General features: G+C 37.2%; 16 protein-coding genes and 1 pseudogene. 5 read left to right on the top strand and 12 right to left on the bottom strand.

Annotation, left to right across the window (positions count from 1 at the left end; genetic code table 11):
* Positions 1-9: 9 nt before the first annotated feature.
* Both JNUCC52_RS23050 and JNUCC52_RS23045 read right to left on the bottom strand, forming a co-directional pair.
* Positions 10-786, bottom strand: a complete 777-nt coding sequence (locus JNUCC52_RS23050; RefSeq protein WP_337980941.1) for an ABC transporter ATP-binding protein — start codon at positions 784-786, stop codon at positions 10-12.
* A gap of 430 nt (positions 787-1,216) precedes the next feature.
* A complete protein-coding gene (locus tag JNUCC52_RS23045; protein ID WP_337980940.1) occupies positions 1,217-1,915 on the bottom strand; it encodes a lytic transglycosylase domain-containing protein in 699 nt (232 codons plus the stop codon).
* 160 nt (positions 1,916-2,075) lie between these two features.
* Between JNUCC52_RS23045 and mscL the strand changes: the two genes are divergently transcribed.
* The 3 genes from mscL to JNUCC52_RS23030 all read left to right on the top strand — a co-directional run bounded on the left by mscL (position 2,076) and on the right by JNUCC52_RS23030 (position 5,025).
* Entirely contained in the window at positions 2,076-2,465 is a 390-nt protein-coding gene (gene mscL / locus JNUCC52_RS23040; RefSeq protein ID WP_337980939.1) for a large conductance mechanosensitive channel protein MscL, read from the top strand.
* Positions 2,466-2,745: 280 nt separating this feature from the next.
* On the top strand, positions 2,746-3,861 hold the full coding sequence (locus JNUCC52_RS23035) for a methionine biosynthesis PLP-dependent protein (protein ID WP_337980938.1): 1,116 nt from the start codon (positions 2,746-2,748) through the stop codon (positions 3,859-3,861).
* Between the two features lie 3 nt (positions 3,862-3,864).
* Positions 3,865-5,025 carry an aminotransferase class I/II-fold pyridoxal phosphate-dependent enzyme gene (locus JNUCC52_RS23030; RefSeq protein WP_173478940.1) on the top strand — a complete coding sequence of 387 codons (1,161 nt, stop codon included), beginning with the start codon at positions 3,865-3,867 and terminating at the stop codon, positions 5,023-5,025.
* Between the two features lie 110 nt (positions 5,026-5,135).
* On the opposite strand, the gene JNUCC52_RS23025 is transcribed toward JNUCC52_RS23030, so the two are convergent.
* Positions 5,136-5,921 (bottom strand): alpha/beta fold hydrolase, encoded by a 786-nt coding sequence (locus JNUCC52_RS23025; RefSeq protein WP_337980937.1) that lies wholly within the window; start codon positions 5,919-5,921, stop codon positions 5,136-5,138.
* Positions 5,922-5,981: 60 nt separating this feature from the next.
* Positions 5,982-6,410, bottom strand: a complete 429-nt coding sequence (locus JNUCC52_RS23020; RefSeq protein WP_173478942.1) for an NUDIX hydrolase — start codon at positions 6,408-6,410, stop codon at positions 5,982-5,984.
* Between the two features lie 67 nt (positions 6,411-6,477).
* On the opposite strand from JNUCC52_RS23020, the gene JNUCC52_RS23015 reads away from it, so the two are divergent.
* Entirely contained in the window at positions 6,478-6,975 is a 498-nt protein-coding gene (locus JNUCC52_RS23015) for a GNAT family N-acetyltransferase (RefSeq protein ID WP_443136905.1), read from the top strand.
* Between the two features lie 34 nt (positions 6,976-7,009).
* Here JNUCC52_RS23015 and JNUCC52_RS23010 read toward each other — a convergent pair whose 3' ends face one another.
* The 4 genes from JNUCC52_RS23010 to JNUCC52_RS22995 all read right to left on the bottom strand — a co-directional run bounded on the left by JNUCC52_RS23010 (position 7,010) and on the right by JNUCC52_RS22995 (position 10,664).
* Positions 7,010-7,351 (bottom strand): cupin domain-containing protein, encoded by a 342-nt coding sequence (locus JNUCC52_RS23010; protein ID WP_337980935.1) that lies wholly within the window; start codon positions 7,349-7,351, stop codon positions 7,010-7,012.
* Between the two features lie 49 nt (positions 7,352-7,400).
* Entirely contained in the window at positions 7,401-7,916 is a 516-nt protein-coding gene (locus JNUCC52_RS23005; RefSeq protein ID WP_337980934.1) for a GNAT family N-acetyltransferase, read from the bottom strand.
* A gap of 814 nt (positions 7,917-8,730) precedes the next feature.
* Positions 8,731-8,883, bottom strand: a complete 153-nt coding sequence (locus JNUCC52_RS23000; protein ID WP_069513162.1) for a YpzG family protein — start codon at positions 8,881-8,883, stop codon at positions 8,731-8,733.
* Positions 8,884-8,996: 113 nt separating this feature from the next.
* On the bottom strand, positions 8,997-10,664 hold the full coding sequence (locus JNUCC52_RS22995) for a sensor domain-containing diguanylate cyclase (protein ID WP_337980933.1): 1,668 nt from the start codon (positions 10,662-10,664) through the stop codon (positions 8,997-8,999).
* A 208-nt stretch (positions 10,665-10,872) separates the two neighbouring features.
* Here JNUCC52_RS22995 and JNUCC52_RS22990 point away from each other — a divergent pair.
* A pseudogene (locus JNUCC52_RS22990) lies at positions 10,873-11,226 on the top strand (GNAT family N-acetyltransferase).
* A gap of 82 nt (positions 11,227-11,308) precedes the next feature.
* Here the strand turns inward: JNUCC52_RS22990 and JNUCC52_RS22985 are convergent.
* The 4 genes from JNUCC52_RS22985 to argH all read right to left on the bottom strand — a co-directional run bounded on the left by JNUCC52_RS22985 (position 11,309) and on the right by argH (position 15,513).
* Complete coding sequence (locus tag JNUCC52_RS22985; RefSeq protein WP_337980932.1) at positions 11,309-11,707, bottom strand: DUF3784 domain-containing protein; 399 nt, start codon at positions 11,705-11,707, stop codon at positions 11,309-11,311.
* Positions 11,708-11,721: 14 nt separating this feature from the next.
* Complete coding sequence (locus JNUCC52_RS22980) at positions 11,722-13,011, bottom strand: alpha/beta hydrolase (protein ID WP_337980931.1); 1,290 nt, start codon at positions 13,009-13,011, stop codon at positions 11,722-11,724.
* A 522-nt stretch (positions 13,012-13,533) separates the two neighbouring features.
* Positions 13,534-13,932 carry a carboxymuconolactone decarboxylase family protein gene (locus JNUCC52_RS22975; RefSeq protein WP_173478949.1) on the bottom strand — a complete coding sequence of 133 codons (399 nt, stop codon included), beginning with the start codon at positions 13,930-13,932 and terminating at the stop codon, positions 13,534-13,536.
* A gap of 207 nt (positions 13,933-14,139) precedes the next feature.
* Positions 14,140-15,513, bottom strand: coding sequence for an argininosuccinate lyase (gene argH, locus JNUCC52_RS22970; protein ID WP_337980930.1), 1,374 nt, complete (start codon positions 15,511-15,513; stop codon positions 14,140-14,142).
* Between the last annotated feature and the right edge of the window lie 20 nt (positions 15,514-15,533).

Raw genomic sequence — 15,533 nt, 5'->3', positions numbered from 1 at the left:
CATCCCCTTTTAAATTCCAGCACCTACCGTGTAAGATTCTTCTTCGACCTTTTCAAATTCATTTAACACTGCTCGACGCATCTCCTGGAATCCGTGTGATGAACGCTTTCTTGGAAAAGCTAACTCAATCGGTAATACAGATTTAATGTGACCTGGTCTTGGATTCATCACTACTACTCGTTGTCCTAAAAACACAGCTTCATCTAAATCATGTGTCACAAAAATCATTGTCGTTTTATTTGTTTCCCAAATATTTAACAATACTTCTTGCATATGTGAACGTGTAAATGCATCCAAAGCGCCAAAAGGTTCATCTAGTAATAAAATGTCAGGGTTTCGTAGTAATGCTCGCGCAATTGATACACGCTGTGCCATGCCACCTGAAAGCTCTTTAGGGTAAGCTTTTTCAAATCCTTCAAGCTTTACTAACTGAATAAGCCTATTTACACGTTCACGCACTTGAGGATCTTTTAAAGATTGGTCGCCCGCAATATTTTTTTCTAGCGTTAACCAAGGAAATAATCGCGGCTCTTGAAAAATAAAGCCTTTTTCTAAAGTTGGTCCTTTTATAGGCTGACCATTTAGTTCAACTTTCCCGACGTAGTCTACATCAAGCCCAGCTATAATTTTCAGCAGCGTGCTTTTTCCACAGCCACTTGGCCCAATGACAGTCATAAATTCTCCTTGCTTCACATGCAAATCGACGTCTTGTAATGCCACAATCTGCTCACTCTGCGTTGTAAAAATTTTATTCAAATGTTCAATTACGAGTGCTCGTTCACTCACTTGCTTGCCTCCTTTACTTTTGAACAAAATAAAACCCTTAAGTAAATAAATACTTAAGGGCCTCTAGTTTTTACTAGTCAGCTTTTCGAAACGAAAAGTTCTATTGTTATTGGTTTATTAATTTACGTGGATTTACTAACTAAGTACATCTTTACTTTAATACCAAGTAAACTTATAAAGATGATATTAATTATTCAGAAAAATGTCAATAGTTTTTTATTTTTTGTTTTGTTCTATTCTCATGTGAAATCATGCGATGCCTTTTCGTACGCTGCATTGTTCCTTACTTGAGCTGTTTACGCTTTATCCCATCGAAACTTTAATGCAATAATAAAGAAAAAAGTGTTAGATTGACTACGTTCAATCTAACACTTTCGTTTTCAGACATCCGCTATGGCAGATGTTTTCTTTAGTATGTAAATTTACTCCGCTATTTTTTTGCGTTCAAAAGAACTGCTGTTTTTAATTCATCATGGTAATCATTATATAAATTATAGTAATATAACACATTGCTGACGTATTCTTCACTATGATTATAATTAAAAACTGCCCGTTTTACATCGCCTTTAGCCGCGCCATATTTTGATAAATAATTGGCTGCACTAAACACTGCATCTTCTATATCATATGGATCGGCAACTCCATCACCGTTTCCGTCTACCCCATAGCCACCGTATTTTTTTATAATAGCTGGATCCATTAACTCTGTCTTTGAAATATTGCCCTTGCCCAGTCCAGAGCAAGTTGGGTGCTTCCAGCCAACAAACGTGCAAGGCATAAATTGCATATGACCTATAGCGCCAGCTGGCGATACAAGCGATTTCATAGTGGAAAATCGCGTTTCAATGCGATGATGGGCAGCTAACAATGTCCAAGGCACCCCATATTTTTCTTCAGCAGCAACGTATACGGGGATATATTGTTCGGGAATATTCATATCAAAATTTTGCTGTATTTCTTCAATTTCTTGTTGTTGTGCGAGTTTTTCAAAGATAGGTAATGTTTGAAGTTCCTTCCACGCAAAAAAGGCGAGTACATAGACAGTAATCGCTACGGGAATTAATAATGCTATCATCCCCAGCTTTACAGTTGGTGATAGCAGTGGTTTCTTTTGTTTTTTTTTCGCCATATGTCACACCTAATCATTCTTTGTCTACTTCCATATTACCAAATTTACCGTTTTATGTTGTAGATTTTTTCTTTTTATATTTTTACTTTGTTATAATGAGGCCAATATAGTAAAATACAAAGCGATTGTTTTATTGGATAATAGTAGGAGGATTTATTTTATGTGGAAAGACTTTAAGGAATTTGCGATGAAAGGTAACATAATTGATTTAGCGATTGCAGTCGTAATTGGTGGTGCTTTCGGTAAAATTGTTACCTCTTTAGTAGAAAATATTATTATGCCATTAGTCGGTGTTTTAACGGGTGGCATTGATTTAACAGAAAGCTTTATGTTTGGCTCAGGTACAGCCCAAGTCAAGCTAGGTGTATTTTTACAGTCTATCATTGACTTTTTAATTATTGCTTTCGCTATTTTCTTAGCATTGCGTCTGATGACCAAATTCACAAGAAAAAAAGAGGAAGCTGCTGTGGAGGAGCCGACACCAGAGCTTGATCCAAAAGAGGAACTTCTTAAAGAAATTCGAGATTTATTAAAAAAACAACAAGCATAATGGACAAGGCTATAGAGCAATTCGTTCAATACGAATACTCTATAGCCTTTTTGAATGTGCTTACCGTTCCACGCTCGGAAATTAATCCCCTACTATTCCTACATGCTTTAATTTCAATAATCTATGTAATTTTCTGAAATCATCTTGTCCTTCTGTACTATACATGTTAAATTGGTAACAATTATAGAGAATCTTGAAGATACTAATCAAATTATTCTATGAAGAAATTGAGGCCTTAGGGGGCTCTTTCTATATCAATGATGAAGAAAAGAGTGACGACATGACAAACAATAGAACGATTGAAACAAAACTTGTACAGCTAGGAAATTTAAGTGATCCAACAACTGGCGCTGTCAGCCCTCCCATTCATTTATCGACCGCATATAAACATGCAGGCATTGGTGAATCTACTGGCTTTGACTATGCACGTACAAAAAATCCAACACGTGCCATTTTAGAGGCAGGCATTGCTGATTTAGAAGGTGGCGACGCTGGCTTTGCCTGTAGTTCAGGTATGGCTGCGATTCAACTCATTATGTCTCTGTTCAAGCCAGGAGATGAATTAATCGTACCAGATGATTTGTATGGTGGTACATATCGACTTTTTAACTTTTTTAAAGAAACATACAATATTAAACCAATCTATTCGAAATTTGAGACTGTTGAGCAAGTAGAGGCCTTAATCAACGAAAATACTCGTGCCCTCTTTATCGAAACACCAACAAATCCACTTATGCAGGAATTCGATCTCAAAGTATACGCTGAACTTGCACATAAACACGGTGCCTTATTAATTGTTGATAATACTTTTTACACGCCATATTTCCAGCGACCAATCGAACTAGGTGCAGATATTGTATTCCATTCTGCTACTAAGTATATTGGGGGCCATAATGACGTTTTAGCTGGTCTAGTTGTCGCTAAAGGCGCTGAGCTATCAGAACGTATCGGCTATATTCATAATGGTAGCGGAATGGTATTAGGTGCGATGGATTCGTGGTTATTAATTCGTGGTTTAAAAACATTGCATCTTCGCTTAAAACAGCATGATGCAAATGCGAAAGCAATCGCTGCTTATTTAGAAGAAGAAGAACTTGTAACAGACGTACTTTATACGGGCAAAGGTGGTATGCTGTCATTCCGACTGCAAAAGCCTGAATGGGTTGATCCATTCCTTCGTAACTTAAAGTTAATAATTTTTGCAGAAAGCCTTGGTGGCGTTGAGAGCTTTATCACATATCCTGCGACACAAACACACGCAGATATGCCTTACGAAGAACGTGTAGAACGCGGCGTTTGCGATCGTTTATTACGCTTCTCTGTTGGTATTGAAGAAGTTGAAGATTTAATTGCAGATTTAAAACAAGTTTTTGATACGCTGAGAAAAGAGGCATAAAACATGAAGCAACATATTGAAACAGCGCTGATCCACGCTGGTGTGCGTGATGGCTATGAAAATAAAAAAGGTGCAGTAAATGTGCCAATGTATGTATCCTCTACGTTTCATCAAGAGAGCATCGATGAGTTCGGGGAGTATGACTATGCACGTTCTGGTAACCCGACGCGCGATGCATTAGAAAAAGCTGTTGCAGAGCTTGAAGGTGGCGTTCGAGCACACGCCTTCTCTTCAGGAATTGCGGCTGTTTCCGCAGCATTAATGTTATTATCTCAAGGTGACCACATCGTTATTACTGAAGATGTCTATGGTGGCACATATCGCTTTGTTTCGAAAGTATTACCTCGTTTTGGGATTTCTCATACATTCGTTGATTTCTCTGATTTAGCGGCGATTGAAGCAGCGATTACACCTGCAACTAAGCTTCTTTATATGGAAACACCATCAAATCCAACACTCGGGATTACTGACATTCGTGGGGTAGTTGCGTTAGCTAAACAATATCAATGTTTAACATTTTTAGATAATACGTTTATGACGCCTTTACACCAACGTCCTCTTGATTTAGGGGTAGACGTAGTCATTCATAGTGCTACGAAATTTTTATCTGGTCACTCTGATATTATTGCTGGTCTAACAGTTACAGCCGATGAGCAATTAGGAAACGACCTTTACTTTATCCAAAATTCTTTTGGCAATATATTAGGTGTGCAAGATTGCTTCACATTACTGCAAAACATGAAAACTACGGATGTGCGCTTTAGTCGTTCTACGGCATCCGCACAAAAGATTGCACAGTTTTTAGAATCGAACCCAGTTGTGGAACAAGTGTATTATCCAGGTCTTGCTTCACATCCTGGTTACGATATCCATCATAGCCAATGTACAAGTCCAGGTGCAGTATTGTCTTTCCGCCTACCAAACTATGCCGCAGCAAAAGCATTAGTGGAAGCTATGAAAATCCCTGTTTTTGCAGTATCTCTCGGTGGTGTAGAATCCATTCTCTCCTACCCAGCTAAAATGAGCCATGCAGCGATGGAGCCTGAAGAACGTTCAAAACGTGGAATTACAGATGGCCTATTACGATTTTCAGTAGGATTAGAGCATGTTGATGATCTAATTGCCGACTTTGCCCAAGCATTAGAATTTGCTGCTAAAGCATAAATATTCAGAATTGTTCGGGTGACTGGCACTTCAAACAAACCCACTTCGCTTTCTGCGGCCACAGTATATGCCGTAGGAATGAAGTGGGTTTTTAATTTGTTATTCAAAATTTAACAGCCTGAAAAAAATTCAGAATTGTTTGAGTGACTGGCACTAAGCCAATTATCAATAATTTCATTAAACAGTGCTGGATTCGCAAAGGAAATACCATGTCCAATATCGGCTACGACCATTCCTTTACAGTTAGCGTTGCTTTTCACTAAGTCGTTCGCGGATTTTTTCATCATTGATTTTTCTTTATCCCCAACCAACACAAGCATGGACGTTTTTACGTATTTAAAATTTTCTGGTATTGAGAATGACATATTTTCTGTTAGGACAGATATCAACGTCTGTTGAGACATACGGCAACTATCTTCATAATATTGCGTAAAGTTTTCTTGAGGAATATAAAGTGACTTAGCTTGAATTTTTGAAAATGTTCGATTTGAAATAAGAGGAGAAGTGAGTTTTATCGCTGGAGCAATCCATTTTTTTAAACTAGGCATAGGCCTTACTAAAGCACTATATATAACTGCACGATCAACTAAATTTGGTCTCATACTTAGCAATTGTACAATTATTTGCGCCCCTAAGGAAAAACCGATAATTGTTATGTTTCGATTATTAGATACCTTTTCTATTAGGTCAATTACTTGCTCTGCAGCTTGTTTCATTGAAAAATATGTATCTTCGCTATTTTTCCCATGTCCAGGTAAATCAGGGACTAAACAATGATAGTGTTGTGCAAAGTATTCTATTTGTTTTTCCCACATCCATCCACTGACACCTCCCCCATGTAAAAACACGATAAGTGGCGCATTTTTGTTTCCAAACTCTTCATAATAAATCGGCAAAGTTTTTCCTCCTTTACTCTCAAATTAGGCTTCCTTGTCTTTATGATAATCACCCTTTATTTAACATAAAGGATTTTTTAATACCCGATATAAATAATCGCCATGTCCTTTTGCTAATACAACATTATCGTTTTCTTCAATCCAGTAAAATGTAAATCGTAAGTTACCTTCATTTAATCCTGTCGGGTTGTGTTGCCATGTAGGACGTGACTCATTTGATAGTAAATGGTAAAAATAACGTTTATGTATGGCTCCAGAATAATGTTCGGCATAATCTTGAGCAATTAAGCCTTTTACTTTCAAATTTGTTAAACCCGTTTCCTCTACCATTTCTCGTAGTACTGCTTCTAAAGGCGTTTCTCCGTCTTCAACTGTCCCTTTTGGAATTTGGATACCAGCTCCGAGTGTATTTTGTTCAAATACAAGCACTTGGATTCGCCCCTCCCATTCCCTCGTAATATAACCAAATGCTTTTTCCAAAACTTCCATTCATCCATCCCCTTTTATCAATTAAAATGTTACAATAATTAGAAATTATTGAAATTGTAGGTGATAAGTGTTGACACTCATTATACGACAAATGACGGAAGATGACATCTCTTTTGTGCAAGAAATTGCCAAGACAAGTTGGTTTGCAACATATGACGGAATCATACCGATGCAAATTCAGGAGCGCTTTCTCGAAGCTGCCTATAGCGAAAAACGTTTATTCACACGTCTTCAAAATAGCCTATTTTTAGTTGCTGAATTCGGTGAATCACTTGTTGGCTTTGCGAACTTTTCAGCTGTTAATAACAATGGACAAGCAGAGCTTTTCGCTATTTATTTACTTCCTGAAGCCCAAAACAATGGTATTGGCTCAGCTCTATTAGAATGTGGAATTGAAAAAATACAGGATATCACTTCATTGACTGTATGCGTGGAGAAGGACAATACAATTGGAGGACACTTCTACAAGGCAAAAGGCTTTCAGCAAGTAGAAGAATTCGATGATTTGTTTGATGGGCATATTTTAAGAACAATACGATTAGAGCTTGCGTTAGCAAAAAAATAACGGAGTCACTTGCACTCCGTTATTTGCTCTTCTTTTATACAGGCAAATCAATTTGTGTAGATTGAATAACGAGGGCTGTTAATCCTGTGTCACTTCCCGATGCATGCGCCTGCCCCTCTTTCCAATAAACCCCATCCCCTTGTTTTACAAGTAATTTTTCCCTCTTTTTACCATAAACCCATCCTTCTCCCTGAGTAACAATGAATAGCTGTGGAACTGGTGCTTCATGTAATCCAACTTCACCACCCGCTTCTATGTATATAAAACCAATATTCGTTGGCTCTACAGTTTTCAATATTTTAGTATAAGATGAATGAAAAGAGTCGTAATTGACAATTGCATTGCCACAATCCTTTGAGAAATGATACATTTTCATAATAACTCCCTCTCTTTACTTAATCTTTTTATAGAATTGCGCCTACAACTTAAACCATTTTATACATTAACACATCATCAACATACTCACCGTCCCTTACTTTAATTTCGTTAATCTTTCTACCTTCTTCAATAAAACCCATTTTTTGATAAAGCGCAATGGCACCTACATTTGTTGAAAACACGCCTAAGCAAACCTTTTCAATTGCTGGATTGGCAACTGCCCATGTCAGTAATGCCTCTATTAGCCGTTTACCAATTCCCTGCCCTCTGTGATTTTTTTGTATCATCATGCCAAAACTGCCAGTATGAGCTAAACGTTTTCGATTCGGTGATTGAAATGCAAGCCACCCTATGACCTCATTATGATGTTCTGCTACGAAAATTATTTCATGGTCATTTGCTAATTTCGTCTGGATCCACGATTGCTGTCCTTCAATAGTTTGTTGGAATTCCTCAGTTGTTGTTATTAAAAATAAATCTTCTGCTAAAACTTCACGTTGTATTTCAAGCATTTTTTGTGCATCAGCAAGATGTGCCACACGAATGGTAATTGGATTGTTCATTTCCTTCTCCCTCCTATTCCCTTATTTCTTATATTTTACTATAAATTGTTACATGCATATTATTTGTTTTAATTAATAACATGCAAAAAAGCCCAGATATACTATCTGAGCTTGCAGACTGTAGACAAACTCGAAGTTTTTCGAATTTGTCTACAGTCTTTTTTTATTTAAAACTAATATTGGAGAGGACTACTGCGGTTGATTTCCGCTACAGGCGGGCGCTTTCCGCGGGCACAGCGTAAGCCGCAACCCTCGCTAGCGCGCGGTTTGTTGCGTCTTACGTATTGTGCGTTCTGAGCAGGAGTCGCCCGCCTTCCGCTCCAATCAACTGAGCAAGCATACTGACAGAGAAATTTTATGTTACAACCTTCAAAAGGGGAAAAAGCTAAAATGTATCGACAGTGGGAAAGCTCATAGCTGACACTAAAAACGCAAACCCTTTTTTAACAAGGTTTTGCGTTTTAGATCGTTGATTTCCACTCCAGGCGGGCGCTTTCCGTGGGCACACCGTAAGCAGCAACCCTCGCTAACGTGCGGTCTGTTACGTCTTACGTTCTGTGCGTTCTGAGCAGGAGTCGCCCGCCCTCCACTCCAAGCAACTTTATATGTATTACTAGCCGTCTAATATAATTAAGGCGAACAGCTTCATTGGGAAGGGATGCTCGAAGAGTATGGCAAGAGGAAAGTAAGAACCCCTTTTTACAAAAAAATTTACAAAAGGGATTAAGATTTCTATTCTTAATCCCTTTTGTCGACAAGCTAAAAGCTCAGATATACTATCTGAGCTTGATAACACTTATTGCTTCTAGCATGATTAGAACTGTCGGGCTTTCGCTTCACTTCTCAAGATACGGTTATGAAGAGTTATCTCCGTTTCACCATTTACTTGAGATTTTGAACGCTTAATCCTTGTCCAGTTACGGTGGATTTTTTGAGATTTCGGGTCTAGTTGTTCAGGCCTACTCATTTTACATCCTCCTCATCAATATAGACTTCATAAGTGAATCCATGTTAGTATGACCATTTTTACAATTACTACACGTTCATATTCACTATTGTGAAAAAATAAGATTTAAAATGTTACCGTATCACAAAGTTATTTATACCATCATACGCTCTTAACATATTCCGACCACTTTCCTTAGCAATGTAAAGCGCCTGGTCTGCCTTATCAATTAAATCATAAAAAGTCGAAATGTCCTTATCATTTGCAAATTCTGCAATGCCCACACTCACTGTCATCGGAATAAACTGCTCACCTAAAGTAAAAGGACATTCTTCAACATTTTTTCTTATTCGTTCAGCTATTTTTACAGCACTATCCAATGTCGTTGCTGGAGATAATATTACAAATTCCTCTCCACCATATCTCGTTGTAATATCTTTTATTCGTACGGATTCTTTAATAATCTTTGCTACATGCTTTAATACCTCATCCCCAACTAGATGCCCATATGTATCATTAACATTTTTGAAGAAATCGATATCAATCGCTATACAGGAACAATGATGCTTTTTGCTTTTACAATCTTGAAAAACAAGCTCACCTTGCTCAATTAAATAACGCCGATTATATAGTTTCGTTAGTTGACAAGTAACCGATAACTCTCTAAGTAATATTGTATCTTCTTTCACTTTCGCACTCATCTCATTAAAAGATGTACAAAGCTCTTGAAACTCTTTGGCATACGGTACTAACTGTTTTTCATTAATTTGATAATCATAGTATCCTTGTTCAACCTTATCAACACCTTTAAGTAATTGTTGGATCGGCTCTTCTATTTTTTTCGTTATCATTAACATAACTTTAATAGTTAAAAATGTACCAAATAAAATACAAATTGCTAATAAGCCAAAGCGTTTGATTAAAGGTGTATATGCTTCCAACAGATTGACTTCAGAAATAAAGTACCATTTCCCTTGATTAATTGGCTTACTTTTTGCCAACACCCATTCTCCTTTTGCATCCTTATAGAAATTAATAGGTGATTGAGCTTGATTGGCTTGAGCAATCGTTAATATTCGTTCTTCAATGTTATAGTTTTGCGACAATATATTTGGAATAATTGCAGTAGCTTCTTTCTTATTGGGACCTAATTCAGTCAATAATGTCCCATCCTGATTGACTATATAAGCATGACCCTGAAAGCCCACTCTTGATTCATTTAAGAGCAAATCAACTGTTTTAAAATTTACAGTACCAAAAACTACACCATTAAATTGTTGTTGCTCATCTAATATTGGAGATGCGAAAGCAATAATGGGCTCTTTTGTTACTTTACTAATTAATACATCTGTAATATATTGCTGTTTCGTTTTTTTAGCTATTTGAAAATATGTACGATTTTTCACATCGATACCAATCCCATTCTGTTGATTTTCGTTCACTGTATCGAATTGTACTATTCCTTCTTTGTTTACAAAGACTAAATCAGTAAAAACTGTTTGTTTTTTATATTCTTGAAAAAATGCCTGCGTTTGTTCATATTGATAGTCTTTGACAAAAGTTAAATTTGTTATTGTATGTATATCTTCAGAACGCTCCATTAACCAGCTTTCAACAAAGTACGTTTGAGCATCTAAGTAATTGGTCATTTCTTCTTTTTGATGGTTAATCGTTTGCTGATATTCATTAAAAATTGTCGGAATAAAAATACATAAACTCATGATAAAAATAATCACGATATGCCCTCTTCGAAGCTGGTTCCTTATCGTATTTTGCCATAAAACCTTTTTAATTATGTCCAAAACCTTTCCCTCCACAAAAATTAAATGGAAAATTTTTATTTTTCTTATCCAAAATACCATAAGAAAATGATTGTAGCAGTGAGAAATTTAATAGTTGAAAGGTAAATTAAAAGAAATAATTATATTTTTGTTACAAATTCCCAAAAAATATTTAGGATCATACCTTATGGAAATAAGACATTTTCAAATAGAAGACAAAATAGGGTAGATTCGATGTAGGGTATTATCCTTTTTAAATACTGCTTATTTTGACTATGTTCTTCAGCACAGGACTATTAGATATTGAATACGAGTTGCAACCGCAAACTGTTTGTTCGAGAGGTGAAGGATTAGGAGGAATGATTGGGCATATTGCTGTTCATCCTGACTATCAAAAAATGGGTGTTGGCCATCAATTATTACAAGAAGGTGAAAATGAAATTGAGCAGACATTTATATCCGAAACACCTGAGCTCTATCCTGTTCAAGCCTTTGCGCACTATGTAGGGAGGAAAAAGAGATGATAAGAGTTAGCTATGCAAGAGTACATGAATGCATTTGTTTTAAGAAACAGTTGTTGTAAATAAATACTAAAACATTACTCAACGTAAGTCGAACTATTAGGTAAAAAAAGTTCCGACTTACGTTGTACCGTTCCTCATGCTTTACTTTTTAAAGCGATTCGCCGAGTTCGCATATAGAAGCGTAAAAACAGTGAGCCCTATAAATAGAACGACACTAACAATAAAGAGCCATTCCGTTTTGAATACCCCATCGAGTGCCCATAATAGTATACAGAAAGAGTAACCATACATAATCTTTCCCATAAATTTAGCCAGTGCTTTTTCATTATAGATCTCTTTTTTACTTTCTTTCATCGTGTTATAACCTGCTAGTAAAAATGCACCTTTGCCTTGCGATAAAACAATTGCAAAGATTAAAAATGGAATCATAATAATCAAACAGATAATGGTATCCACTATAAAAATTCCCCCAATACGGTTGCGATCGACGACGTTTTTGCGTGAACGGTAACGACTAATAACATATTTAAGCTTCTGCAAATTTGCATTTTCTACTAGTTATTTGCGATAAATTTTTGAATCGTCGGTAGTAAGTTTGGATGTAACGGTAATGTTGGGTCTGCATATGTAGCTAGATTCCCTTGTCGATCTTCTGGTGCGTTTTTTAAAATATGATTCATGCCATCCATATAAATTAGCTCTGCTTTTTCATTTCCATGCTTTAACGCTTCTGCATCAGTAGCCTTTACTTGAATATCATTCGTACCTTGAACAATTAATGCGCGACTTGTTAATTTTTGTAACTCCATAGCTGGATTATATTTTAGCCAGGAAATCATATATGGCTGCACTGAAGCCCTAAATAATGGTTGTAGCTCAGGAGAGATATTTTTTACTTGCTCTCCTTTTTTGAGTGCTGCAAGAATAGTTGTTGCTTCAGCAGTTAGAGTAGGTGTTAATTGTCCAGTTATTTGCTCTAGCAACAATTCATCTGCTGCTCTGCCTGCACCTGCTATTGACACAAATGATTCCACGCTCGCTTTTTGTGCAGCAAGCATGCCTATTAACGAGCCTTCACTGTGACCAATAATATGGACGCTTGAGAAAGCTTTATTTGCAGTCAATGCATTGAGGACTTGAACAGCATCATCAACATATAAATCGACGGAGATATCATCTTCTTTTGTTAACAATTTCGTATTATCTCCGATGCCTCTTTTATCATATCGCACACTTGCAATGCCCTCTTGCGCCAGTCCTTCAGCAAGCATTTTCAAGCTATTATTTTTCCCAGCAATTGCAGAATTTCCATCTTTATCGGTCGGTCCAGAGCCTGCAATAATGAGAACGACAGGTGATGGCTCCTTATTACTTTTTTGCAGTGCGACAGTTAAATCGCCATCCTTTACAGGAACTGAAAATGTTTCATAGGAAACTGGCTCAGAAGGCTGTTCTTCGTAAGGTTTTAATAGCAGGCGGAATTTCCCACCATTTTGATTAAATGTTGCTTCAATTTGGTCGTCTTTTAATAATCCCTTCACTTCAATAAACGAACCATTTAAGTTAATGATAATTTGTACTTCATTCCCATCATACGTTACACTTTTAAATGGGTAGTTGCTTAAACCTTGTGCTGGAACAGATAAAGTTCCACCCTCTTTTTGTAAATCTACAATAATTGGTAGCGATGCATTTGGAATTTCAATGTCGCCTGCCCATTTCCCGATTAGTTGTTCATTCATCACTTGCCCCTCCTTCTTCTTGTCCGCCTTTGTTTCCTCTTCTTTTTGTGAACAGGCAACTAATAATAGTGCGATACAGCATAAAACAAATAGCTTTTTCATAAAAGTCCCTCCTTATCAATAAAAAGTGTTACAAACGGCTTATATGTTAGATGAGGTCTTTGCACTATATATTTGCTAAATTCGCATTCCATAAAAAACCATAGCGTGAAACTGTCATACTCAGAGTATAACAGTTGCATTTACAAAATCAACTAAAAATAGAAAAAGACCCAGAAAAATTCCGGGTCTTTTGGACACTTATACCTTCTATTTGATTGTACAGTTGCGGTTTCTACTTCATCCTAAGATTCAGTAACACAGAGTATTCTCTCATTACCTACTTCATAAGATATGTGAAGTATTCACCTTATTCAGCTGTGGCGGACTTTCCTGAGATTCATTGTCTACTGGTGTTGAACTTGAACTACTCATTCTGCATCCTCCTCATCAATTTCGATGATTAAGTGTATCCTTTAACAGTATGGGACACATTCCAAAAATCTATACATGTAGTTTTAAATTTTTTTATTTTTTTGTTGGACTACATGTTTAAAGGGATAGTCATACTATGTCACCACCAAATTACACATCTAATTTTACACTTAGCTGTTTTTCCTGAAAAACTTGCTGAGCAACCGTTAATGCGTTTTGCACGCGTGGAAACCCTATATAAGGCACTAATTGCAAAAGAGCTTCTACAATTTCTGTAGGTGTTAACCCTACATACAAACCGCGGGTAATATGCGTTTTTGTTTGTTGGATGGCACCTTGTGTAACAACTGCTGTGATTACGACAAGTGCTCTACTTTTTGCGTCAAGACCTTGCCGTGAATAAACATCTCCATAGGCGAACTCAATTATCATTTTACGTAAATCGGGCGCTATATCAGCTAGTGCATCTGAGTCGACCATACGAGCTACTTCTTCTTCATTGACATATTGTTTTATCGTTTCTAACCCCTTTGTAAAACGATCCATCACATACCACTCCTCCCATTGATCTTATACAAAAACCCCAATTTCGCGTCTCCGAAAATTGGGGATTGTCCTTCACTTATGTCAGGTGCTCTTTTTTGTTTCACCCTCTGGCTCCACAGAAAAAGGAATAATAAGGTTTTCATAGTGCCTCACTGGACAGCTTTAATGAATATCTATGCAAATGTCGCTTAGGACTTGCACGCAAAATAGTTAAGAAAGACAGGCTTTTGCTTTCTCGATTTGAATAGTAACTTGGTCGAAACCTGTACCGCCTAATGAATGTCGACGGCGGACAGCAGCTTCTGGTGCTAATACTTCATAAATATCAGCTTCGATAAGCTCACTTTCTTTTTGCATGTCTTCAATTGGTAAATCTAATAAATAAATGCCCTTTTGAATACACGTAAAGACTAATTTACCTGTTACTTCATGTGCTTCACGGAACGGCATCCCTTTTGTTGCAAGATAATCCGCCAATTCCGTTGCATTGGAGAAGTCAGAGTGTACTGCCTTGTGCAGACGCTCTGTATTTACTGTCATCGTGCGCACCATGCCTTCAAAGATTTTTAAAGATCCTAGAATCGTATGCACGGTATCGAACATACCTTCTTTGTCTTCTTGCATATCTTTGTTGTAAGTTAACGGTGTCCCTTTTAATACAGTTAGTAAGCCCATAAGGTTACCGTAGACACGACCAGTTTTTCCTCGAATTAGCTCTGCCATATCGGGATTTTTCTTCTGTGGCATGATGGAAGAGCCTGTAGAGAAGGCATCATCCAATTCAATAAATTTAAATTCATCTGTTGACCATAAAATAATTTCTTCAGCAAAACGAGATAAATGCGCCATTAATAACGATGAATTACTTAAAAATTCGACGATAAAATCACGGTCACTTACCGCATCCATGGAATTTGCGTATACTTCACTAAAGCCAAGTAGCTCTGCTGATTTTAAACGATCAATTGGGAAAGTTGTCCCAGCCATTGCTCCAGCACCTAGTGGTAAAATATCAATACGTTTCATGGATTCTGTCAAACGTTGTTTATCGCGTTCAAGCATCCAAAAATAGGCCATTAAATGATGGGCAAAAGAAATCGGTTGCGCACGTTGTAAATGCGTATAGCCTGGCGCAATGGTTTCAACATGCTCCTCTGCTTTTTCTAATAACGTTTTTTGGAATGTCTCGATTAAATCGATTGCTTCCTTTACACGTTTCTTTAAGAAAATATGCATATCTGTTGCTACTTGGTCATTACGGCTACGTCCTGTATGAAGTTTACCACCAACTGGCCCGATGCAATCAATAAGCATTTTTTCAAGGTTTAGATGTATATCTTCATTCGCAACAGTAAATTCTAGTTCACCAGCGATTGCTTTTTCCTGAAGTTGTGCAAGACCGCCAAGAATCGCTTCTACATCGGCTGCTGGTAAAATTCCTGTAGCACCAAGCATCGTCACATGTGCGACACTACCTTCTAGGTCTTCCAATACAAGTTGTTGGTCAAAGCCGATTGATGCACCAAACTCATCAACCCAAGCTTCTGCTGATTTTTGGAAACGTCCGCCCCAAAGTTTTGTCATAACAGCTCACCTTTTTCTAC

This window comes from Lysinibacillus sp. JNUCC-52 (assembly GCF_015999545.1).
In the GTDB taxonomy this organism is placed as follows: Bacteria; Bacillota; Bacilli; order Bacillales_A; family Planococcaceae; genus Lysinibacillus.
This window is presented reverse-complemented; position numbering and strand designations above follow the sequence as displayed.

Coding starts and splice junctions, on each gene's coding strand:
- JNUCC52_RS23045 (WP_337980940.1), bottom strand. CDS start 1,915: ATGGCGAAAAAAAAACAAAAGAAACCACTGCTATCACCAACTGTAAAG.
- mscL (WP_337980939.1), top strand. CDS start 2,076: ATGTGGAAAGACTTTAAGGAATTTGCGATGAAAGGTAACATAATTGAT.
- JNUCC52_RS23035 (WP_337980938.1), top strand. CDS start 2,746: ATGACAAACAATAGAACGATTGAAACAAAACTTGTACAGCTAGGAAAT.
- JNUCC52_RS23030 (WP_173478940.1), top strand. CDS start 3,865: ATGAAGCAACATATTGAAACAGCGCTGATCCACGCTGGTGTGCGTGAT.
- JNUCC52_RS23020 (WP_173478942.1), bottom strand. CDS start 6,410: ATGGAAGTTTTGGAAAAAGCATTTGGTTATATTACGAGGGAATGGGAG.
- JNUCC52_RS23010 (WP_337980935.1), bottom strand. CDS start 7,351: ATGAAAATGTATCATTTCTCAAAGGATTGTGGCAATGCAATTGTCAAT.
- JNUCC52_RS23005 (WP_337980934.1), bottom strand. CDS start 7,916: ATGAACAATCCAATTACCATTCGTGTGGCACATCTTGCTGATGCACAA.
- JNUCC52_RS23000 (WP_069513162.1), bottom strand. CDS start 8,883: ATGAGTAGGCCTGAACAACTAGACCCGAAATCTCAAAAAATCCACCGT.
- JNUCC52_RS22980 (WP_337980931.1), bottom strand. CDS start 13,011: ATGAAAAAGCTATTTGTTTTATGCTGTATCGCACTATTATTAGTTGCC.
- argH (WP_337980930.1), bottom strand. CDS start 15,513: ATGACAAAACTTTGGGGCGGACGTTTCCAAAAATCAGCAGAAGCTTGG.